Raw genomic sequence first — 21,122 nt, 5'->3', positions numbered from 1 at the left:
GTTCAGCTCAGCGGCGTCCGGTCTCAGCGCACCGCGACGAAGGCCCCGGCCTCCCGGGCCGGCCGGTGCCGGGGCGCCTCGGCCGGGCGGCCGACCGCGACCGCGCCCATCGGGTCCCAGCCGTCCGGCAGGTCCAGCACGGCCCGTACGGTGTCGCGGCAGAACATCGTGGAGGACACCCAGGCCGACCCGTAGCCCTCGCCGGCCAGCGTGACCAGCAGGTTCTGCACGGCCGCGCCGATCGCCACGGTGAACATCTCCCGCTCGGCGGCGGCCCGGCGCGGGTCCGGGTAGGCGTGCGAGCCGTCCATCACCAGGCAGGGCACCACCAGGTACGGCGCCGCGCGCAGCACCTCGCCGCGGGCGGTCCGGCGGGCGATCCGCTGCTCGTCCCAGCCGTCCAGCTCGCGCAGGTCCCGCTGCCAGGCGGCGAGCATCGCGTCCAGCAGCCGCTCCCGCACCTCGGGGGTCTCCAGCAGGACGAACCGCCAGGGGGTGGTGTGGTGCGGGGCCGGCGCGGTCACCGCGGCGGCCACCGCGCGGTGGACGGCGGCCGGGTCCACCGGCTCCGCGGTGAAGGAGCGGACCGTCCGGCGCAGGGTCACCGCCTCGCGCAGCGCCTCCGAGGTGCCCAGCCGGAACATGTCGTCCGCGGCGGGCCGGACCAGCGGGCGGACCCCGTCGCCGTCCTCCGCGGTGACCAGGTCGCCGAGGCCCCGGACGACCGCCACCGGAGTCCCGGTGGTCTTGCCCTTCACCAGGTCGGCGGCGGCGGCCAGTTCGTCGGCGACGGCGGTGACGGTGAGCTCCAGCCGGTTGCCGTGCGCATCGGTGCGGCCGCGGTGGTCCAGCAGCACGGACAGGCCGGCGGCGCCGATCGCCACGTCGGTCAGCCCGGTGCGCCAGGGCCGGCCGAAGGTGTCGGTGAGCAGGACGGCCAGCCGCCGGCCGGTCAGCTCCTGCAGCCGGGCGCGCAGCCGGCGGGCCGAGCCGTCCGGGTCCTCGGGCAGCAGCAGCACGGTGCCGGGGGCGGTGTTGGAGGCGTCCACGCCGGCCGCGGCCATCACCAGGCCGTTGCGGTTCTCGACGATCCGGGCGCGGCCGCGGCGGGCCACCACCCGGACGGTCTCGGCGTCCACGGCGGCCTCCCGGTCGGCGGCGGCCAGGATCCGGCCCTCCGCCTTGCTGACCACCTTGGAGGTCACCAGCAGGATGTCGCCGTCCTCGAACTCGCCTGCCTTGGCGATGATTTCGGCGAGGTCGGCGCCGGGCTCGACCTCCGGCAGCCCGCCGACCGGCAGGACCTCGACACGGGGGACAGGCGGGACAGGCGGGACGCTCATGACGCGCGCACCTCCTCGGCCAGCTCCAGCGCCGCACGGGCCATCCCGGCGGTGGCGGCCACGTCGGTCATCAGCAGCGGGACGGCCCGGCAGCGGATCCCGCCGGCCTCCACCGCCGCGGTGACGGCCGCGTCGGCGGTGTCCACCAGCCAGCCGTCCAGCAGCTCGGCGCCATAGTGCAGGGCGACCGCGTCGGCGGTGGCCGCCACGCCGACGGCGGCCAGCACCTTGTCGGCCATCCCGCGGACCGGGGCGCCGCCGATGATCGGGGAGAGGCCGACCTTCGGGGCCTTGGCCGCCGCGACCGCCTCCCGGATCCCGGGCACGGCCAGGATCGTCCCGATGCTCACCACCGGGTTGGACGGCGGGAAGAGGATCACGTCGGCCGCGGCGATCGCCTCCAGCACCCCGGGCGCCGGCTTCGCGGCCTGGGCGCCCACCGGGATGATCGCCTCGGCGTCCACGGCGGCGTGCAGCCGCACCCAGTACTCCTGGAAGTGCACCGCCCGGGTGCCCTCCTCGTCGGTGATCCGGACGTGGGTCTCCACCCGGTCGTCGCTCATCGGAAGCAGCCGCACGCCCGGCTGCCAGCGCACGCACAGCGCCTCGGTCACCTGGCTGAGCGCGTACCCGGCGCTGAGCATCTGGCTGCGCACCAGGTGCGTGGCGAAGTCCCGGTCGCCGAGGCCGAACCACTCGGGCCCGATCCCGTACTCCTTCATCTCGGCCTTGATGGACCAGGTCTCGTCGGTCCGGCCCCAGCCCTGCTCCTCGTGGATGCCACCGCCGAGGGTGTACATCACGGTGTCGAGGTCGGGGCAGACCTTGAGCCCGTAGAGGTGGATGTCGTCGCCGGTGTTGCCGATGACGGTGATCTCGTCGCCGGGGGCGACCGCCTCCTTGAGCCCGCGCAGGAAGCGCGCCCCGCCGATTCCGCCTGCCAGTGCCACGATGCGCATGGCCACATCCTGCCAGGGCCGGGCCGGTCGGTGATCAGCCCTCGGCCGTCCGCAGCTCCTCGTGGCGCACCCGCTCGGCGCCGGCACCGTACTGGTTCATCTCCACCAGGCCCGGGGTGTACAGGTGGATGGACACGGCGGGCTCCAGCGAGGCGTTGACCACCTCGTGCAGGTACCCGGCGGACAGCACCCGCTGCCCGCCCGGACGCAGCGGCCGGTGGTCCTCGCCGGCGCCGGTCAGCGAGCGCTCGGCGAGCTCGCCGCTGACCACCGTCATCACGCCGGAGGCCTGCCCGTGGTCGTGGAAGCCGGTGCCCTGTCCGGGCAGCCAGCTGAGCAGCCACACCTCGTACCCGGGGCCGGTCTCCAGCCGGGCGTACCAGCGGGTCAGCGCGTCGTAGCGGACCAGCGGCTCCCAGCGGGCGCGGTCGGCGGCGATCTCGCGGACCAGGCGGGCGTACCCGGCCACGGTGGTGGGGTGGGCGGGCAGGTCGGTGCGGGCCAGGTGCGGGAAGGCCAGCGGGTCGCCGGCGATGGAGACGTCGCTCAGACCGTCCGCCCAGCGGGCGGCGGGGACGGCCGCGGGTACGGCGGGCACGGAGGCGGTGAGGCGGGTGCGCTTGTGGAGGTCGCGGTTGCGCTTGCGGAGGCGGGGCATTCGCACGGGAAGGTCCTCGGATCGGTGTGGCCAGGTGAGGGGCCGGATCCGCGGGAGCTTCGGGGGGACGTGTCGCGCGGGGGTCGGCCTCGTGTCCGGGGCGGCGCGCGGTGGGACGCGTGCGCCTAGATACAGGGACAGAGGCGACAACAGGACGAGCTCGCGGCAGCACCGTGCGGCGCCGGGCGGCGGCTGCGGTGGGCGGCGAGCTCTGACATGCATGCAAGGACACCGCATCGGGGCCTCCCGTGTCAACCCGACCTGACGGACATTCAGGTCACTTCACCCCTGAACCACCGGATGGGGTGATAAATCACCCTCTAGGTTTCGATGCGAAGATCGCCGGGAAGGCAGCGGTTGACCGTCGGTCAGGCGCCAGGCTGGATGTCCGGGTTGTCCGGATATGTCTACTATTGGTAGCGGCTTGGTTCCGGGGAGTGAATCCCGGGGCTAATACCAGAGCTCGGCTTGACTGGGCCAGAGTGACGCAACTGTAATTTCACTCGTGTCGTTCCGCCGCTCCCGGCAACGGCAACACCACGGGGACGCCAAGAGGGGCAGAGGAGGCGCGCCAGATGAGCGAGCTCTTTGAGCTGTTGATCGGTGAGGGCATCGAAGAGGACGAAGAGGAACTCGGCTGGCAGGAGCGCGCCCTGTGCGCCCAGACCGACCCGGAGTCCTTCTTCCCCGAGAAGGGCGGCTCCACCCGCGAGGCCAAGAAGGTCTGCCTCGCCTGCGAGGTCCGCTCGGAGTGCCTGGAGTACGCACTCGCCAACGACGAGCGGTTCGGCATCTGGGGCGGCCTGTCCGAGCGGGAGCGCCGCCGGCTCAAGAAGAGCGCCGTCTGAGCCCGGCAGCCCCTCCGCGACAGTCGGCGGAGGCGGACGGCGGCTCCGCGCAGAAGGTCAGCGCCTCACCATGACGGTGGGGCGCTTTCGTGTTCCCGCACCCCTTCTTCACCTGGACCGGGAGCACCGGGGCCACCGGGAGCCGTTAGTGTGGTGCGCCATCCGGATGTCCGCCATCCGGCGCCGCGCCCGCCGCCCGCCGGCAGCGTCCACTGCGTCCATAGAAGAGCTTGGGGCCCGCGCACTCGATGACTGTCTACAGCCACCAGAGCGGTTTCTCCGCTGCCCGGCCGCCCGCCTACCCGCGCCACCTGGTCACCGCCGTGATCGTCTCGCACGACGGCGCGCGCTGGCTCCCGCAGGCCCTGGCCGGCCTGCTCGGCCAGGACCGGCAGGTCCAGCGGATCCTCGCCGTCGACACCGGATCCACCGACACCTCGCCCCAGCTGCTCCAGGACACCCTCGGCGACTGGCTGCCCGAGAGCGGCCCGCTGGTGCTCGGCCGCCGCTCCGGCTTCGGCAACGCCGTCGGCCAGGCCGTCTTCAACAGCCCGCCGCTGCGCGCCGAGGACCTGCCGTACAGCCTGGACCCCTCCGGCTACGACCCGGTGACCGGCGACTGGGACGACTTCGGCGACCCGCTCGGCGCCCAGGACGACCTCGGCCGCAGCGGCCCCCGGCAGACCCAGCCCGTCGAGTGGCTCTGGCTGCTGCACGACGACTGCGAGCCGCAGACCGACGCCCTGCGTCGGCTCCTCCAGGTCGCCGACTCCACCCCGAGCGCCGCCGTGGTCGGCCCCAAGCTGCGCAGCTGGTACGACCGCCGGCAGCTCCTCGAGGTCGGCGTGACGATCGCCCGCTCGGGACGGCGCTGGACCGGCCTGGACCGCCGCGAGCAGGACCAGGGCCAGCACGACCAGGTCCGCCCGGTGCTCTCCGTCTCCACCGCGGGCATGCTGGTCCGCCGGGACGTCTTCGAGGAGCTCGGCGGCTTCGACAAGGCCCTGCCGCTGATGCGCGACGACACCGACTTCTGCTGGCGGGTCAACGCCGCCGGCCACCGGGTGGTCGTCGCCCCCGACGCCGTCCTGCGGCACGCCGAGGCCGCCAGCCGCGAGCGCCGCGCGATCGACTGCGGCCCGGTCCACCCGCACCGGGTGGACAAGGCCGGCGCCGTCTACACCCTGCTCGCCAACACCCGCGGCGCGCTCTTCCCGTACGTCCTGCTCCGGCTGGTCCTCGGCACCCTGTTCCGGGTCCTGGCCAACCTGGTCGGCAAGGATCCGCGGCAGGCGTACGACGAGCTGGCCGGCCTCAACCACGAGCTGATCCGGCTCCCGCGGCTGCTCGCCGCACGCGCGCGGCGCAAGCGGACCCGCTCGGTGGACGCGCTGGACGACCGCACGCTCTTCCCCGCCCCCGGCGCCACCACCCGGCTCGCCGTCGAGGGCGCGATCAGCTCGCTGGGCATCGGCGGCGGCGACGACTCCGGCGCCGGCCGGCACGGCTCGGTCGAGTCCGGGCCCGGCGACGAGGACGCCGACGACCTCGTGGTCGAGCAGTTCGCCCTGATCAAGAAGCTGGCCCGGCGCCCCGCGCCGCTGCTGTTCACCGCGCTGCTGCTGTTCGCGCTGGCCGCCGGCCGCCACCTGTTCGGCAGCGGCTACCTGCTCGGCGGCGCCCTGCTCCCCGCCACCGACGGCGCCGCGGGCCTGTGGCACATGTACGCCGACGCCTGGCACCCGGTCGGCACCGGCTCCACCGCCACCGCGCCGCCCTACCTGGCGCCCCTCGCGGTGCTGTCCTGGCTGCTGCTCGGCCACGCCGACCTGGCGCTCACCCTGCTGGTGCTGCTCGCGGTGCCGCTCGCCGCGGTCAGCGCCTACCTGGTCTCCCGCCCGCTGATCGAGTCCAAGCTGGTCCGCGCCTGGGCCAGCGCCACGTACGCGCTGCTGCCCGCCGCCACCGGCGCGCTGGCCCAGGGCCGGATCGGCACCGCCGTGCTCGCGGTGCTGCTGCCGCCGCTGGCCCGCGCCGCCGCGATCAGCGCCGGCCTCGGCATCCGCGCCGAGACCGCCGCCAAGGGCGGCCGCCCCGGCTGGCGGCCCACCTGGATGACCGTCCTGATGCTCACCGCCGGGATGGCCTTCGTCCCGCTGACCTGGGCCATCGCCCTGCCGCTCTGCCTCGCGGCGCTGCTCCACGCGGTGCTCCGCGGCGGGGCGTACGGCTCCGGCGGCGAGGCGCTGCGGCTGCTCGGCCTGCGGGTGCTGGTGATCCTCGCGGTCCCCGTCGTGGTGCTCGCGCCCTGGTCGCTGCAGGTGCTGGCGCACCCGTCCCGGCTGCTGCTGGAGGCCGGCGTCGCCGCCTCCGACGGCCCGGCCGCCTCCCCGCTCGGCCTGCTGCTGGTCAACCCCGGCGGCGCCGGCGTCCCGCCGGTGTGGCTGTCCGCCGGCGTGGTGCTCGCCGCGCTCGCCGCCCTGCTGCGCGCCGACCGCCGCCGCGCGGTGCTGGCCGCCTGGGGCGCCGCCGCCGCCGGCCTGCTGTTCACCGTCGCGGTGGCCGGCACCTCGGTCACCCCCGCCTCCGGCGGCCCCTCGGCCGCCGCCTGGGCCGGTCCGGCCACCCTGCTGGCCGGCGTCTCCCTGCTCGCCGCCGCCGCGATCGGCGCCGACGGCGCCGGCTCCCGGGTCTCCGGCATCGCCTTCGGCTGGCGTCAGCCGGTCGCCGCCCTGGTGGTGGCCGCCGCCGTGCTCGCCCCGGTCGGCACCGCCGCCTGGTGGGCGATCGCCGGCGCCGACGGCCCGCTCCAGCGCGGCCGGGACTCCCAGCTGCCCGCCTTCATCGCGGAGGAGGCCAAGACCTCCGACCGCACCCGCACCCTGGTCCTCGGCGGGGACGCCGACGCCGCCGCGGTCCGCTACGCGCTGGTCCGCGGCGCCGGCCTCACCCTCGGCCAGGCCGAGGCCACCGTGGACGCCGGCGCCGACCGCGGCCTCGGCGCGCTCACCGGCAAGCTGCTGGCCGGCTCCGGCGGCGACCAGGCGGCCGCCCTGGCCGGGTTCGGCATCGGGTACGTCGAGGTCAAGGACCCGCTGATCGGCAAGGTCGCCGACGTGCTCGACACCACCCCGGGCCTGAGCAAGGTCAGCCAGGACAAGGGCGTCGCCCTCTGGGAGGTCAGCGGCGCTCCCGGCAGCCGGGCGCAGATCACCGCGCCCGCGACCGCCCCGACCGCCGTCCCCGCCGGCACCCGCGACATCGACACCGCGATCCCGGCCGGCCCGGCCGACCGGGTGCTGCGGCTCGCCGAGCAGGCCGACCCGGCGTGGCGGGCCACCCTCGACGGCAAGGCGCTCCAGGCCACCACCGTCGACGACTGGGCGCAGGGCTTCAAGCTCCCCGCCGAGGGCGGCCGCCTGCAGGTCACCCGCTCGGCCGACCTGCCGCACCTCGGCTGGATCGCCGGGCAGTTGCTGCTCGGTCTGGTCGTGCTGGTCCTGGCTCTGCCCGGCCGCCGCTCCACCAAGGACGACGACCTCCCCGAGGAGGTGGTCACCGCCCAGGCGCTGGCCGCCGCCGCCCAGGCCCAGGCCCCCGCGCCCGGCAGCCGCCGGGCCCGCCGGATGGCCGAGCGCGGCGAGGACGGCACCGGCGAGGCGGAGACCACCGGCGTGTACGCCACCGTCCCGCCCGCCCGCGAGGGCGACCACCCCGCCGGGGACTACCCCGCGGACGACGCCCACCCGGACCCGTACCAGGCCGACCCGTACCAGACGGACGCGTACCAGGCCGACCCCTACCAGGCGGACCCGTACCAGGCCGGCTACCAGGGCGACCAGGCCCCGGCCGGCGGCTGGGAGGGCCAGCAGGGCTACGACCCGGCGTACGCCGGACAGAACGGCCCGCAGCAGGGCTACACCGACCAGTACGCGGCCTACGGCTACGACCAGCAGTACCCGGCCTACCCGCCCGCCGAGCCGCCCCAGCAGCCCTGGGTGCCCGGCCAGGGCGCGCCCGAGGCGTACTACGACCCGAACGACCCCTACCGCGGCCACCCGCACCAGCACGGATCGGGGAGCTGACCCGGCATGAAGAAGCCCACCCTGAAGGCCCCGAGCCTCAAGGCGCCGAACCTCAAGGCCCCGAGCCTGAAGCGGCCCGACTTCTCCGGCAGCCCGCTCGGCGGCAGCCGCACCGGCCAGTCGCTTCTGGCCGGCGCGGCCGTGCTCGCCGTGGTGTTCGGCATCGCCGAGCTCCGGCCGCCGGTGGCCCCGGGCACGGTGGAGAAGGCCGGCGGCGCCACCATGACCCAGGTCGAGCGGACCAGCCTGGTCTGCCCGCAGCCGCTCCAGGGCGTCATCGGCTCCACCAGCCTGACCCTGTTCAGCCCGGCCGGAAGCGGCGGCGAGGGCACCGCCGGCCTGCGGGACGCCGTCCCGCCGGCCGCCGCCCCCACCCCCGCGGCCCAGCCGTCCGGCCAGCCCGCGAGCCCCGCCGCGGGCCAGGCCCCGGCCGCCGCGCCCGACCCGATGGCCGACGCCCGGGTCAAGCTGGCCAAGCCCGGCGTCCCGGCCACCGGCCCGGCCGCCAACGGCGACACCGCCCCCGGCGCCGTCGCGGTCGCCACCGGCGGGTACGCCCCCGGCTTCACGGTCACCCAGACCACCACCACCGAGCAGGGCGGCGCGGCGCTCTCCGGCACCGCCTGCGCCCCCTCCGGCACCAGCTTCTGGTTCACCGGGGCCAGCACCGCCGGCGACCGGGTCGACTACGTCAGCCTGGTCAACGCCGACACCGTCCCGGCCGTGGTCGACCTGCGGCTGTACGGCGACAAGGGCCTGATCGACAACGAGCTGGCGGCCGGCATCGCCGTCGCCCCCGGCTCCTCCCAGGCGCTGCGGCTGTCCACCCTCTCCAAGGGGCCGGTCAGCGACCTCGCCGTGCAGGTGGTCGCCCGCAGCGGCCGGGTCGGCGCCGCGGTGCGCGCCGCGGACGGCGCCAAGGGCGCGGACTGGCTGCCCGCCTCCGCCCCGCCCGCCGCCTCGGTCACCGTCCCGGGCCTGCCGGCCGACACCGCCACCGCCCGGCTGGTGGTCGCCGCGCCCGCCGAGGACGACGCCGACCTCAAGATCCAGGTCTCCGGCAAGAACGGCTGGTTCGTCCCGGCCGGACACGAGAGCATCCACGTCAAGGCCGGCATGGTCGAGGCCGTCGACCTCGGCCAGGTCACCCGGGGCCAGGAGGTCGGCGCGATCCGGCTGACCCCCTCCGACCCGGCCCACCCCACCCCGGTGGTGGCCGGCGTCCGGGTCGACCGCACCAACAAGGGCAAGTCCGAGGCCGCCTGGCTGGCCGGCAGCGTCCCGGTCGGCAAGCGCGCCTCGATCGCCGACAACCGCGCCGGGCAGACCACCCTGCTGCTGACCGCCGTGGACGACGCGGCCACGGTCAAGGTCACCGCCTCCGCCGGGACGAACGGCGGCGAGCCGCAGACCAAGGAGGTCCAGGTGCCCGGCGGCGGCACGGTCGCCGTCGAGGGCATCGACCCGGCCGGCCTCAACGGCACCTACGGCATCACCGTCGAGACCGTCTCCGGCACCGTGGCGGCCGCCCGGATGCTCGCCGTCCCGGTCAAGGACGCGCCGACCTTCACCATCCAGCCGCTGCACGACGACCGCAGCACCGTGCGCGTCCCGCACACCGCGGACGACCCGGCCGTCCTGCTCCAGCCCTGACGGCGGCGGCCGCCCGGGAGCCCTCCGCGGGCCCCGGGCGGCCGTCCGTCGTGAACCGGCTCAGTCCTCGCCGTACCGCGGGTCGATCGCGTCAGGGGACTCCCCGAGCAGCTCGGCCACCTGCTCGATCAGCACCTCGTGCACCAGCGCGGCCCGGTCGTCCCGGGTCTTGGCGCGGATCTCCACCGGCCGCCGGTAGACCACGATCCGGCTCCGCCGGCCCTGCGCGGCCGGGATCACCCGGCCGAGCGCCACCCCCTCCGGATCCGGCTCGCCCGGGGCCGGCGCGGGCACCTCCACGACCGCGAACTCGACCTCCTCCAGCTGCGGCCAGCGGCGCATCAGCCGCTCCATCGACTCCCGCACGTAGTCGTCGAAGAGCTCCGAGCGGGTCAGCGAGATCGGCACCTGCGGCGGCGCCAGCGGCCCCCGCAGGCCCCGGCCGTGCCGGTCGCGGTGCCGGGCACGGCGGGACGGTGGCGGCGACTGGGGCGCCGGTGACTGGGGTGTCGAGCTGTCCATATCAGTGTCGAGCGTAGTCCTTGCGTGCCCGGAAGTGGACCACCCGGGCACTGCGCGTAGCGGCGACACGGCGCACTCGGCGGGGGAGGGTCTTCGCGGCCCGGTCAGGAGTGCGGTACCGTCCACCCTCGTGAGCTCTGTACGTCGTTGTTCGCGGACCGCGTGCGGCCGTCCGGCCGTGGCGACGCTGACGTACGTCTACGCCGACTCCACCGCCGTCCTCGGCCCGCTCGCCACCCACGCCGAACCGCACTGCTACGACCTGTGCGCCGAGCACGCCGAGCGGCTCACCGCGCCCCGCGGCTGGGAGGTCGTCAGGCTCGCCGCCGACACCGGACCGCTGCGCCGCAGCAGCGACGACCTGGAGGCGCTGGCGAACGCCGTCCGCGAGGCCGCCCGCCCCCAGGAGCGGACGCCCCGTCAGAGCCCGTCCCCGGACGGCGAGGCGGGCCGCCGCGGCCACCTGAGGGTGCTCCGCTCGCCCGACAGCTGACGGAGCCCCGGTCCGCGCAAGGCACTCGCCGTGGCGGGCCGCCCGCCCACGCCGGGTACGCTGCCCTTCGAACCACCGGCAGTCGGAACATCCAGGAGCAGCAGGTGCGGGACCTCAAGCAGCTTGTGAAGGCCTACGACGTCCGTGGTGTCGTCCCGGACCAGTGGGACGAGACGCTGTCCCGGGCCTTCGGCGCGGCCTTCGTCCGCGTGGTGGGGGCGTCGGCGATCGTCGTCGGCCACGACATGCGGCCCTCCTCGCCGTCGCTGTCCCGGGCGTTCGCCGAGGGCGCGGCCGCCCAGGGCGCCGACGTGGTGGAGATCGGCCTCTGCTCCACCGACCAGCTCTACTACGCCAGCGGCAGCCTCGACCTGCCCGGCGCGATGTTCACCGCCAGCCACAACCCGGCCCAGTACAACGGCATCAAGCTCTGCCGGGCCGGCGCCGCCCCGGTCGGCCAGGACACCGGCCTGTCCGAGATCCGCGAGCTGGTCGAGTCCTGGACCGCCGAGGACGGCACCGTCACCGTCCCGGCCGCCGACGCCACCCCGGGCACCCTGAGCTCCCGCGAGACCCTGGACGGCTACGCCGGCCACCTGCGCGGCCTGGTCGACCTGACCGCCATCCGCCCGCTCAAGGTCGTGGTGGACGCCGGCAACGGCATGGGCGGCCACACCGTCCCGACCGTCTTCGCCGGCCTCCCGCTGGAGGTCGTCGACCTGTACTTCGAGCTGGACGGCACCTTCCCCAACCACGAGGCCAACCCGCTCGACCCGAAGAACCTGGTCGACCTGCAGGCCAAGGTCCGCGAGACCGGCGCCGACATCGGCCTGGCCTTCGACGGCGACGCCGACCGCTGCTTCGTGGTGGACGAGCGCGGCGAGCCGGTCTCCCCGTCCGCGATCACCGCGCTGGTCGCCGAGCGCGAGATCGCCCGCGCCCGGGCCGCCGGCGAGGAGCAGCCGACCGTCATCCACAACCTGATCACCTCCTGGACCGTCCCCGAGGTGGTCCGCGAGCTGGGCGCCGTCCCGGTCCGCACCCGGGTCGGCCACTCCTTCATCAAGCAGGAGATGGCCGTCACCGACGCGATCTTCGGCGGCGAGCACTCCGCCCACTACTACTTCCGCGACTTCTGGCGCGCCGACACCGGCATGCTGGCCGCCCTGCACGTGCTCGCCGCCCTCGGCGGGCAGGACGGCCCGCTGTCGCAGCTGACCGACCGCTACGACCGGTACGCCGCGTCCGGGGAGATCAACTCCACCGTCGCCGACCAGCAGGCCAGCTCCGCGGCCGTCCGCGCCGCCTACGCCGAGCTGCCCGGCACCACCGTGGACGAGCTGGACGGCCTGACCGTCGCCGGCGACGACTGGTGGTTCAACCTGCGGGCCTCCAACACCGAGCCGCTGCTGCGCCTCAACGTCGAGGCCAAGGACCCGGCCCGGATGGCCGAGCTGCGCGACGCCGTCCTGGCGATCGTCCGCGCCTGACCCCCTGTGACGGTGCCCCGGCCGGTAGGGTTGTACCGGTCGGGGCACCGCTCCGTCCCCGCGCACCCACCTGGAGCTGACGTCCCATGAGCCTGCCGTCCTTCCTGCTGGAGATCCTGGTCTGCCCGCAGTGCCACGCCCCCCTCACCGAGGCCGGCGAGGGCGAGGAGCGCGAGCTGCGCTGCACCGGCGAGACCTGCGGCCTGGTCTACCCGGTCCGCGACGGGATCCCGGTCCTCCTGGTCGACGAGGCCCGCCGCCCCTCCTGACCGGCGCACCACGGACCGGCGCACCACCAAGGCACTCCCACCCACCGGACGACCCGCCCCCACCGCCGGAGGTCAGCCGCATGTTCGACGACGTCATGCTCGACGACCCGGCCGCCCTCCAGCGCGCCGACCGGCAGCACGCGCTGCTGGCCCTGGCCGGGGCGGGCGCCCGGGTCCGGATCGCCCTGCGGCTGGCCGAGTCCGCCGGCCTCGGCTCGCTGCGCCCCGAGGGCCGTCCCCGGACGGTCCTGGTGGCCGGCCACGGCAGCGCCCTGACCGCGGCCGGGGTGCTCGCCGCGCTGGCCGTCCCCAGTTGCCAGGTGGTGTCCCTGGGGCCCTCCGGCGGCCGCCCGGCCGCGCCGTACCTCACCGACGGGCTGAGCTGGCAGCTGCCGGGCTGGATCGGCCCGCTCGACCTGGTGGTGCTCAGCACCGCCTCGGGCCGCGAGGGCGGCATGATCAACCTCGCCGAGCAGGCGTACGCGCGCGGCTGCGCCATCGCCGTGGTCTCCCCGGAGGGCAGCCCGCTGGCCGAGGCGGCGCTGCAGGTCCGCGCCCTCGCGCTGCCGTTCGCGCCCAACGGCGTCGAGGAGGAGGACGGCGAGGTCGCCGAGCCCGACCTGCCGGCCGAGGACCCGGGCGCGCTGTGGGCCCACCTCACCCCGATGCTGGCGCTGGCCGACCGGGTCGGCGCGCTGATCCTCCCCGACGGTTCGCTGGCGGCGGCCGCGGACCGGCTGGACGAGGTCGCGGTCCGCTGCCGCCCGGACGCCCAGGCGTACACCAACCCGGCCAAGGGCCTGGCCGTGCAGCTCGCCGGGACGGTCCCCCTGGTGTGGGCCGAGGGCCCGCTGGCCGGAGCGGTGGCCGACCGGTTCGCTGCGGTCCTGGCCGACCAGGCCGGCCGGCCCGCCTCCACCGGCCTGCTGCCGCACGCGCTCACCGCGCACCGCGGGATGTTCACCGGCCGGCTCGGCGCCGGCGGCGACGTGGACGACTTCTTCCGGGACCGGGTCGAGGAGCCGGAGACGCTGCAGCTGCAGGTCGTGCTGGTCCGGCACACCCCCGGCGTGGAGGAGCTGGCCGATCCCGCCTTCCCGGTGGCCCGGGCCCGCCGGCTGGCCGAGGCCCACGAGGTCCGGCTGACCGAGTACACCTCCAGCCTGGAGGACCCGCTGCAGGCCGCGGCCGAACTGGTCGGGCTGACCGACTTCGCCGCGGTCTACCTCGGCCTCGCCGGGCAGGGCTGACCCACCGCCACCGCCACCGGTCACGGTAGGGTCCCCTCGACGATCGGCGGCCGGGCTCCCGGCCCGGGGCGGAGGGACACCATGAGTACCGAAGGCGGCACCAAGGCACTGGTCGCGGCGCTGTCCGCGAACCTGGGGATCGCGGCCAGCAAGTTCGTGGCCTTCGCCTTCTCCGGATCGTCCTCGATGCTCGCCGAGGGCGTGCACTCGGTGGCCGACTCCGGCAACCAGGTCCTGCTGCTGATCGGCGGCAAGCGCGCGCAGCGCGAGGCCACCCCGGAGCACCCGTTCGGGTTCGGGCGCGAGCGCTACGTGTACGCCTTCCTGGTGTCGATCGTGCTGTTCAGCGTCGGTGGCATGTTCGCCCTGTTCGAGGGCTACGAGAAGATCAGCCACCCGCACGAGCTGGAGAACTGGTACTGGCCGGTCGGCGTGCTGGTCTTCGCGATCCTGCTGGAGTCCTGGTCGTTCTGGACGGCGTACCGCGAGGCCTCCAAGGACAAGGGCGGCCACAACTGGACCGCGTACATCCGCCGGGCCAAGGCCCCGGAGCTGCCGGTCGTGCTGCTGGAGGACACCGGCGCGCTGATCGGCCTGGTGCTCGCGCTGTTCGGCGTCGGCCTCACCGTGATCACCGGTGACGCCGTCTGGGACGGCGTCGGCACCCTCGCCATCGGCACCCTGCTGATCGTCATCGCCGTGGTGCTCGCCCTGGAGACCAAGTCGCTGCTGATCGGCGAGGCCGCCCACAAGGAGGTCATCGGCGAGATCCGCGATGCCCTGGTCGACCACGACTCGGTCACCGACGTGATCCACATGCGCACCCTGCACCTCGGCCCGGAGGAGCTGCTGGTCGCGGCGAAGATCGGCGTCAACGCCGAGGACAGCGCCGCCCAGGTGGCCCGGGCCATCGACCTCGCCGAGGCCCGGGTCCGCCGGGCCGTCCCGATCGCCCGGGTGATCTACCTGGAGCCGGACATCTACAGCGCCGAGAAGGCCGCCGCCGGCCCCGACCCGGAGGCCACCCCCGGCGGCCCCGGACCCGGCGGACACTGACCCCGAAACCCCGCCGGCTTCGCCCGGACGGCCGCCGTGCCGGTGTAGATTCGTCGCAGAGCCAAACGTCGCTGCTGATGGCGGTCGATCGGGCCCCGGGGCGCCGGTCGAGGGAGAGAGGTCCTCCGACGGATTGTGCCGCTGCGGAGGGCCCGCGTCCGGTCCCTCCGCGGCTCAGCACACCCGTAACCAGGTCCACGCAGCGAGGAGCTTCCCGCATGTCGAACCCCACCGGTGACTTCAAGGTCGCCGACCTGTCCCTGGCGCCCTTCGGCCGCAAGGAGATCGAGCTCGCCGAGCACGAGATGCCCGGCCTGATGTCGATCCGCAAGGAGTACGCGGCCACCCAGCCGCTGGCCGGCGCCCGCATCACCGGCTCCCTGCACATGACCGTGCAGACCGCGGTGCTGATCGAGACCCTCACCGCCCTCGGTGCCGAGGTCCGCTGGTGCTCCTGCAACATCTTCTCCACCCAGGACCACGCCGCGGCCGCCGTCGCGGTCGGCCCGAACGGCACCGTGGACAGCCCCCAGGGCGTCCCGGTTTTCGCCTGGAAGGGCGAGACCCTGGAGGAGTACTGGTGGTGCACCGAGCAGGCGCTCACCTGGCCGGACGGCCAGACCCCGAACATGATCCTGGACGACGGCGGTGACGCCACCCTCCTGATCCACAAGGGCGTCGAGTTCGAGAAGGCCGGGGAGGCGCCGTCCCCCGACACCGCCGACAACGACGAGTACCGGATCATCCTGGAGCTGCTCAACCGCACGCTCACCGAGTCCCCGTCGAAGTGGACCGAGGTCGCCTCCACCATCAAGGGCGTCACCGAGGAGACCACCACCGGCGTCCACCGCCTGTACGAGATGCACCGCGACGGCAAGCTGCTGTTCCCGGCCATCAACGTCAACGACTCGGTCACCAAGTCGAAGTTCGACAACAAGTACGGCTGCCGCCACTCGCTGATCGACGGCATCAACCGCGCCACCGACGTCCTGATCGGCGGCAAGGTCGCGGTCGTCTGCGGCTACGGCGACGTCGGCAAGGGCTGCGCCGAGTCCCTGCGCGGCCAGGGCGCCCGGGTCATCGTCACCGAGATCGACCCGATCTGCGCCCTCCAGGCCGCCATGGACGGCTACCAGGTCACCACCCTGGACGAGGTCGTCGAGACCGCCGACATCTTCATCACCACCACCGGCAACAAGGACATCATCCTCGCCTCCCACATGGAGCGGATGAAGCACCAGGCCATCGTCGGCAACATCGGCCACTTCGACAACGAGATCGACATGGCCGGCCTCGCCCAGCTCCCCGGCGTGGTGAAGACCGAGGTCAAGCCGCAGGTCCACGAGTGGCGCAAGGCCGACGGCCGCACCATCATCGTGCTCTCCGAGGGCCGCCTGCTGAACCTCGGCAACGCGACCGGCCACCCGTCCTTCGTGATGTCCAACTCCTTCGCAAACCAGACCATCGCGCAGATCGAGCTGTTCACCAAGACCGAGCAGTACCCGATCGGCGTCTACGTCCTCCCGAAGCACCTGGACGAGAAGGTCGCCCGCCTCCACCTCGACGCCCTCGGCGTCAAGCTCACCACCCTGACCCAGGACCAGGCCGACTACATCGGCGTCCCGGTCGAGGGCCCGTACAAGTCGGAGCAGTACCGCTACTGATCCCGCGCAGACGGACGCCCGGTGCCCCCCGGCACCGGGCGTTCCGCCTTTCCCCTCCCTGGTCGGCCGTCAGCGGAGCACGTCGGCCGTCCACTTGGACTCGTCGGCGCCGAGCAAGGTGACCTTCTCCAGCCAGCTCTTCGGGCCGCCCACGGCGTCGAACGCGTCCTCCTGCATCGACATGGTGCAGACCCGCACGCCGTCGGCGGACTTGCAGGTCCGCGGCTTGACGATCATGCCGGGAGGCGTGGTGGTGGCGTTCACGTCGAAGCGCGGGTCGTCCGGTGTGACCGTGGTGCCGATGGACGAGTGAGGACCCGAGGCGAAGTTGACCTCCGCCGTCCACTTGGGCCTGTCGTCCCGCGTTCTCCGCTCGAAGCTCGCCGAGATGAGCCTGAAGTCGGCCGGGACCCCGTTCAGGCGCAGCGGCAGCGGAATCGGCTTCGTCCCGACCACCACGTTCGCGGCGATCCTCAGCACCAGCTGCTCGCGCTCCTCCTTCGGGACGTACAGGTCGCGCAGCTCCAGCCAGCGCCCGTCGGCGGACTTCCACCGCAGGACCTTCACGTCCTGCGCGTACCCCGGATCGTCCGACCACAGCCAGTACGCCTCCTGGCCGTTCACGTCCGGTGCGGGCCGCTTGATCGCGTGCGAGCCGTTGGGGAAGGTCCCCAGCTCCGGGGTGACACCCTCGGCGAACATCTCCAGCTGGTACATCGGGGGCATGACCATGCCCTGCTCCGGCTTCACTCCCTCCGCCCTGACGGTCACGCCGTACGACGCCAGGCTGTAGCGGAAGGTTTCCAACCCCTCGGGCAGCCAACCGAAGTCGGCCACGATGTTGAGCGGAGACCGCTTGTCGAGCGGTACCGCGCTCTGCGTGGCGTCCGACGCGGGACCGGATGCCCCCCCGCCGTGACCCGGTAGTGCCACGCTCAGCGTCGACACCAGCACCAGGACGGTCGCCGCCGCCCCGGCCACCCCCAGCCGGCGCCGCCGCAGCCGCGCCCGGCCGGCCCGTACCGCCGCTCCGGCGTCCACCCGGCTCTCGGGCGCGGCCGAGCCCGCCAGCCGCACGAGCCCCTCGGTCAACTCGTTCGCCTCTTCGCTCATCAGACGGACCTCCCCATCGACGCGACCGGACGGACCCCCAGCAGCCGGCGCAGTGCGCCGACGCCGCGGGCGCTCTGACTCTTGACCGTGCCCGACGAACACCCGAGGGCCTCCGCCGCCTGGTCCACCGAGAGATCGCAGTAGTACCGCAGCACCACGGCCGCCCGCTGCCGCGGCGGAATCGCCGCCAGCGCCTCCCGGAGATCCAGTGCGACGTCCAGGTCGGCCGCCGGAGCGACCTGCTCCACCGGCACCTCGACCGTGCCTCGCCGACGCCACCAGCCCGTCCGCTGCTCGGACAGGAACGTGTTCACCAGCACCCGCCGGGCATAGCCGTCGACGTTCTCCACCCGTCCCGCGCGCGGCCACTGCACATACAGCTTGGTGATGCTCTCCTGGACCAGGTCGTCCGCGCGATGCCAGTCCGAGCAGAGCAGATAGGCGACCTGGCGCAACCAGGCCCCCCGGGACGCCACGTACTCCGTGAACTCGACGTCGCGAGTCTGCTTCGCCACCGAAAGCCCCCTCCTTCCTTCCGTACGGCGGCAGTGCGTCCGTGCACCGCCGAACCGTTAATGCGCCCGGGGCGCGAAAGGGTTGCACGGCGGATCCGGAGCGGACCGGATTCGGGGCCAGGGCCGAGGACGGACCGGGGGAAACCTGGACGGGGAATCCGCCCGCGTAGGCTTCCGACCATGCCGAACGGCCGCTACTCGCTCCACGACACCCACGACCACGTCCTGCTGGGCGAGGAGCGCTTCAGCTGCGCCCCCGGCCCGGCCGGCTGGCGGTACGTCTCCAAGACCTACGGCCCCGACGGCACCGTCCTCGGCACCACCGACCTCACCCTCGACTCCCGCAGCCGCCCGCTGCGCCTCGAACTCCGCGCCGGCGGCTGGCAGGTGCGCGGCGGCGCGGTCGACGGGGTCACCTGGGTCCGCGCGGACGCCGCCGACCCGGCCGGCGAGCAGGCCGCCGAGGGCCACGACCGCGCGCACGCCTTCACCGGCCGTTCCCCGGGCTTCCTCGTCGCCACCGCCCGGCTGCTCCGCCTCACGGTGGGCGCGAGCTCCCGGGTCCGGCTGGTCTCCTTCACCGAACCGGTCCTCGCCCCGCGCACCCTCGACCAGGGCTGGCTGCTGGAGGCCGTCGACACCCACGAGACCGACAGCGGCCCGCTGCGCGTCGAGCGGTACCAGGTCGCCGACCTGGAGACCGGCGAGCAGCAGGTCGTCCACCTGGCCGGAGACGTGGTGCTCGCGGCCGGCGGCGTGGAGCTGGAGGAACTGGAGTCCCCGCCCAACCCCTGGCCCACCGAGTACGGCGGCTGAGGGGCCGGCACGGCGGGGACCGCTGCGCCGGGGCCCGCTGAGGCGGGGGTCGCTACGCCGGGAGTCGCTAGGCCGGAGGTGCGAAGCCACCCGGGGAGACCGGGGGAGCGGGGTCCTGCGCCGGGGTGGGCTGCGGGGGCACCTGAGGCGGCTGGGCCAGCTGCTGCGCGGGCTGGGCGTACATCTGCGGTCCGGGCTGCGGGGCCACCGGGTACGGCTGCGCGGGGAACGCCGGAGCCGCGTACGGGGAGGCGGCCACCGGCGGCTGGAACTGGCCCCAGCCCGCTCCGGCCGCCGCCGCCCGCGCCCACTCGCGCCGCTGCCGCTCGGCCAGCACCGCCGCCAGGTACGCCGTCGGCGCCAGCCCGTACGGCGCCGGCCGGCCGGTGTGCGCCGCCAGGTCCGCCACCATCCGCTGCGCCATGCCGAAGGCCACCGCCGGGTCCAGCTGGTCCAGACGGCCGAGGAACTGACGGCTCGCCAGCCACAGCCCGTCCGGCACCGCGGAGAAGTCCAGGGCGGCCAGGTCCCCGCCCAACGCGTGCAGCAACTCGGGCGGTACCGGCGGGAGTTCGCCGTGCTGGCGGGCGGCCCGCGGCAGCCGCTCACGGATCACCACGGTGCCCGCGAAGACGTCCCCGAGCCGACGGCCGCGCGGCGAGACCAGCGAGGTGATGATCGCCGGCGCGGCCCCCATGCCGAACTCCACCACCGCCACCAGCCCGCGGACCAGCGCGTGCCGGAACCGGGCCGGCCCGCCGTCCGTCCGCACCACCCGCAGGCCGAACGCCAGCTTCCCCAGCGACCGCCCCTTCGACAGCGTCTCCACGAGGACCGGGAGCACCACCAGGTAGAAGACCAGCACCCCGAGTGCCACCGCGTCGGAGGCCGCACTGTCCAGGTCGGGGGTCGCCACCTCCACCAGGAGGACCGTGACCAGGAAGCCGATCAGCTGGACCACGGCGTCCAGCGCCCGGGCCAGGGCCCGGCTCGGCAGCTTCGCCTCCCGCAGACCGAGGACGACCGCCTCGCCCGTCACCAGGTCGCTCACCGCACCCACCCGTTCCCGTCGTCCGCGTCCCGCCCGTACCCCTGTCGGGCACCACCGGTCCGCCCAGCCCCCATGTCCAGCCGCAAACATACGGGGGCCGCGGGAGCCGGGTGAAGACCGGTCCCGGGGACGGCCCGCCGTGGGAGAGCGACGCGGCACCGAGGTCACGCCGAGGGGATCGCCCCCGAAATCACCCGCACCGGCTCGGACCGGCTCTGGCAAGCTAGGCCCATCCGGGCGGGGGGAGCCCCCTCGTCCACCGAGCCTCCCCGCCACCGCGCCGCCTGGAGTGAGCCCTCATGGACCTGGACGTCTTCGTCGCCACCCACCAGGCGGAGTGGCAGCGCCTGGAGACGCTCAGCCGGCAGCGCCGCCTCACCGGGGTCGAGGCCGACGAGCTGATCAGCCTCTACCAGCGCGCCACCGCCCACCTCGCCCGGGTCCAGGCCACGACCCCCGACCCGGTCCTCGAAGGCCGGCTCACCACCCTGGTCGCCCGCGGCCGCAGCGCCGTCACCGGCGCCCGCACCGCCTCCTGGCGCGACGCGGGCCGGTACTTCACGGTCAGCTTCCCCGCCGCGCTCTACCGCTCACGCCGCTGGTGGCTGCCGATCGCCGTCGTCTCGCTGGCCGTCAGCGCCCTGGTCGCCTGGTGGGTCGCCACCCACCCCGAGGTCCGTGACAGCCTCGCCGCGCCCGAGCACATCCGCGAGATGACCAGGCCCGGCGGCGACTTCGAGGCCTACTACTCCGACCACCCCGCCACCTCCTTCGCGTTCCGGGTGTGGACCAACAACGCCTGGGTCGCCGCCCAGTGCCTGATGTTCGGCGTGTTCCTCGGCCTCCCGGTGCTCGGCGTCCTGGTCCAGAACATCCTCAACCTGGGCATCGGCATCGGCCTGATGGCCTCCGCCGGCCGCCTCGGCCTCTTCCTGGGCCTGCTCCTCCCGCACGGCCTGCTGGAACTCACCGCCGTCTTCGTCGCCGCCGGCCTGGGCCTGCGCCTCGGCTGGACGGTCATCGACCCGGGCCCCCGTACGCGCCTCAACGCCCTGGCCGAGGAGGGACGCGCCGTCATCGGCATGGTCATCGGACTCGCCGGCGTCCTCGCGGTGACCGGCGTCATCGAGGCCTTCGTGACCCCGTCCGGCCTCCCCACCTGGGCCCGGATCGGCATCGGCGTCACGGTCGAGGTGCTGTTCCTGCTCTACGCCCTCGTCCTGGGCCGGCGGGTCGCCGCACGGGGCGAGACGGGTGACGTCGAGGAGGCCGACCGCGCCGATCTTCAGCCCGTCGCGGCATGAGCACCCCCTCTGACCTGCTAGTCTTCTCTGCAT

The 21,122-nt window shown here is 74.5% G+C and carries 18 protein-coding genes; 11 read left to right on the top strand and 7 right to left on the bottom strand.

Features of this window, described 5'->3' with window-relative positions:
* Positions 1-23 precede the first annotated feature (23 nt).
* Genes ABWK59_RS13670 through ABWK59_RS13660 form a run of 3 tightly spaced genes read right to left on the bottom strand, consistent with a single transcriptional unit; the run spans position 24 to position 2,966 of the window.
* Positions 24-1,343, bottom strand: a complete 1,320-nt coding sequence (locus tag ABWK59_RS13670; protein ID WP_354640849.1) for a coenzyme F420-0:L-glutamate ligase — start codon at positions 1,341-1,343, stop codon at positions 24-26.
* Positions 1,340-2,302 (bottom strand): 2-phospho-L-lactate transferase, encoded by a 963-nt coding sequence (gene cofD, locus ABWK59_RS13665; protein ID WP_354640848.1) that lies wholly within the window; start codon positions 2,300-2,302, stop codon positions 1,340-1,342. Before cofD ends, ABWK59_RS13670 begins: the two co-directional genes overlap by 4 nt.
* Positions 2,303-2,336: 34 nt before the next feature.
* Positions 2,337-2,966: a cysteine dioxygenase gene (locus tag ABWK59_RS13660; protein ID WP_354640847.1), complete on the bottom strand. Its 630-nt coding sequence runs from the start codon at positions 2,964-2,966 to the stop codon at positions 2,337-2,339.
* Between the two features lie 569 nt (positions 2,967-3,535).
* On the opposite strand from ABWK59_RS13660, the gene ABWK59_RS13655 reads away from it, so the two are divergent.
* The 3 genes from ABWK59_RS13655 (at position 3,536) to ABWK59_RS13645 (ending at position 9,546) form a co-directional block, all read left to right on the top strand.
* On the top strand, positions 3,536-3,808 hold the full coding sequence (locus ABWK59_RS13655) for a WhiB family transcriptional regulator (protein ID WP_145790473.1): 273 nt from the start codon (positions 3,536-3,538) through the stop codon (positions 3,806-3,808).
* A gap of 248 nt (positions 3,809-4,056) precedes the next feature.
* A complete protein-coding gene (locus tag ABWK59_RS13650; protein ID WP_354640846.1) occupies positions 4,057-7,893 on the top strand; it encodes a glycosyltransferase family 2 protein in 3,837 nt (1,278 codons plus the stop codon).
* A 6-nt stretch (positions 7,894-7,899) separates the two neighbouring features.
* On the top strand, positions 7,900-9,546 hold the full coding sequence (locus ABWK59_RS13645; protein WP_354640845.1) for a DUF5719 family protein: 1,647 nt from the start codon (positions 7,900-7,902) through the stop codon (positions 9,544-9,546).
* Between the two features lie 60 nt (positions 9,547-9,606).
* On the opposite strand, the gene ABWK59_RS13640 is transcribed toward ABWK59_RS13645, so the two are convergent.
* Positions 9,607-10,068 (bottom strand): metallopeptidase family protein, encoded by a 462-nt coding sequence (locus ABWK59_RS13640; protein WP_354640844.1) that lies wholly within the window; start codon positions 10,066-10,068, stop codon positions 9,607-9,609.
* A gap of 34 nt (positions 10,069-10,102) precedes the next feature.
* Here ABWK59_RS13640 and ABWK59_RS13635 point away from each other — a divergent pair, with 34 nt between their 5' ends.
* The 6 genes from ABWK59_RS13635 (at position 10,103) to ahcY (ending at position 16,290) form a co-directional block, all read left to right on the top strand.
* The gene (locus ABWK59_RS13635) at positions 10,103-10,561 is read left to right on the top strand and encodes a DUF3499 domain-containing protein (protein ID WP_354640843.1); all 459 of its coding nucleotides are present in this window, start codon (positions 10,103-10,105) and stop codon (positions 10,559-10,561) included.
* Positions 10,562-10,665: 104 nt separating this feature from the next.
* Positions 10,666-12,051 carry a phosphomannomutase/phosphoglucomutase gene (locus ABWK59_RS13630; protein ID WP_354640842.1) on the top strand — a complete coding sequence of 462 codons (1,386 nt, stop codon included), beginning with the start codon at positions 10,666-10,668 and terminating at the stop codon, positions 12,049-12,051.
* An 86-nt stretch (positions 12,052-12,137) separates the two neighbouring features.
* Positions 12,138-12,320, top strand: a complete 183-nt coding sequence (locus ABWK59_RS13625) for a Trm112 family protein (RefSeq protein WP_354640841.1) — start codon at positions 12,138-12,140, stop codon at positions 12,318-12,320.
* Positions 12,321-12,400: 80 nt separating this feature from the next.
* A complete protein-coding gene (locus ABWK59_RS13620) occupies positions 12,401-13,570 on the top strand; it encodes an SIS domain-containing protein (protein WP_354640840.1) in 1,170 nt (389 codons plus the stop codon).
* Positions 13,571-13,651: 81 nt separating this feature from the next.
* Positions 13,652-14,626 (top strand): cation diffusion facilitator family transporter, encoded by a 975-nt coding sequence (locus ABWK59_RS13615; RefSeq protein ID WP_354640839.1) that lies wholly within the window; start codon positions 13,652-13,654, stop codon positions 14,624-14,626.
* 218 nt (positions 14,627-14,844) lie between these two features.
* A complete protein-coding gene (gene ahcY, locus ABWK59_RS13610) occupies positions 14,845-16,290 on the top strand; it encodes an adenosylhomocysteinase (RefSeq protein WP_354640838.1) in 1,446 nt (481 codons plus the stop codon).
* 69 nt (positions 16,291-16,359) lie between these two features.
* On the opposite strand, the gene ABWK59_RS13605 is transcribed toward ahcY, so the two are convergent.
* Both ABWK59_RS13605 and ABWK59_RS13600 read right to left on the bottom strand, forming a co-directional pair.
* Positions 16,360-17,403 carry a hypothetical protein gene (locus ABWK59_RS13605; protein WP_354640837.1) on the bottom strand — a complete coding sequence of 348 codons (1,044 nt, stop codon included), beginning with the start codon at positions 17,401-17,403 and terminating at the stop codon, positions 16,360-16,362.
* Entirely contained in the window at positions 17,403-17,918 is a 516-nt protein-coding gene (locus tag ABWK59_RS13600; protein ID WP_354640836.1) for a SigE family RNA polymerase sigma factor, read from the bottom strand. Before ABWK59_RS13600 ends, ABWK59_RS13605 begins: the two co-directional genes overlap by 1 nt.
* A gap of 180 nt (positions 17,919-18,098) precedes the next feature.
* Here ABWK59_RS13600 and ABWK59_RS13595 point away from each other — a divergent pair, with 180 nt between their 5' ends.
* Positions 18,099-18,734 (top strand): hypothetical protein, encoded by a 636-nt coding sequence (locus ABWK59_RS13595; protein WP_354640835.1) that lies wholly within the window; start codon positions 18,099-18,101, stop codon positions 18,732-18,734.
* A 67-nt stretch (positions 18,735-18,801) separates the two neighbouring features.
* On the opposite strand, the gene ABWK59_RS13590 is transcribed toward ABWK59_RS13595, so the two are convergent.
* On the bottom strand, positions 18,802-19,785 hold the full coding sequence (locus ABWK59_RS13590) for an RDD family protein (protein WP_354640834.1): 984 nt from the start codon (positions 19,783-19,785) through the stop codon (positions 18,802-18,804).
* Between the two features lie 299 nt (positions 19,786-20,084).
* On the opposite strand from ABWK59_RS13590, the gene ABWK59_RS13585 reads away from it, so the two are divergent.
* The gene (locus ABWK59_RS13585) at positions 20,085-21,089 is read left to right on the top strand and encodes a stage II sporulation protein M (protein WP_354640833.1); all 1,005 of its coding nucleotides are present in this window, start codon (positions 20,085-20,087) and stop codon (positions 21,087-21,089) included.
* Positions 21,090-21,122 lie beyond the last annotated feature (33 nt).

It is taken from the genome of Kitasatospora sp. HUAS MG31 (assembly GCF_040571325.1).
GTDB lineage: Bacteria > Actinomycetota > Actinomycetes > Streptomycetales > Streptomycetaceae > Kitasatospora > Kitasatospora camelliae.
The sequence above is the reverse complement of the archived record's forward strand: the minus strand, read 5'-3'. Positions and strand labels throughout refer to the sequence as shown.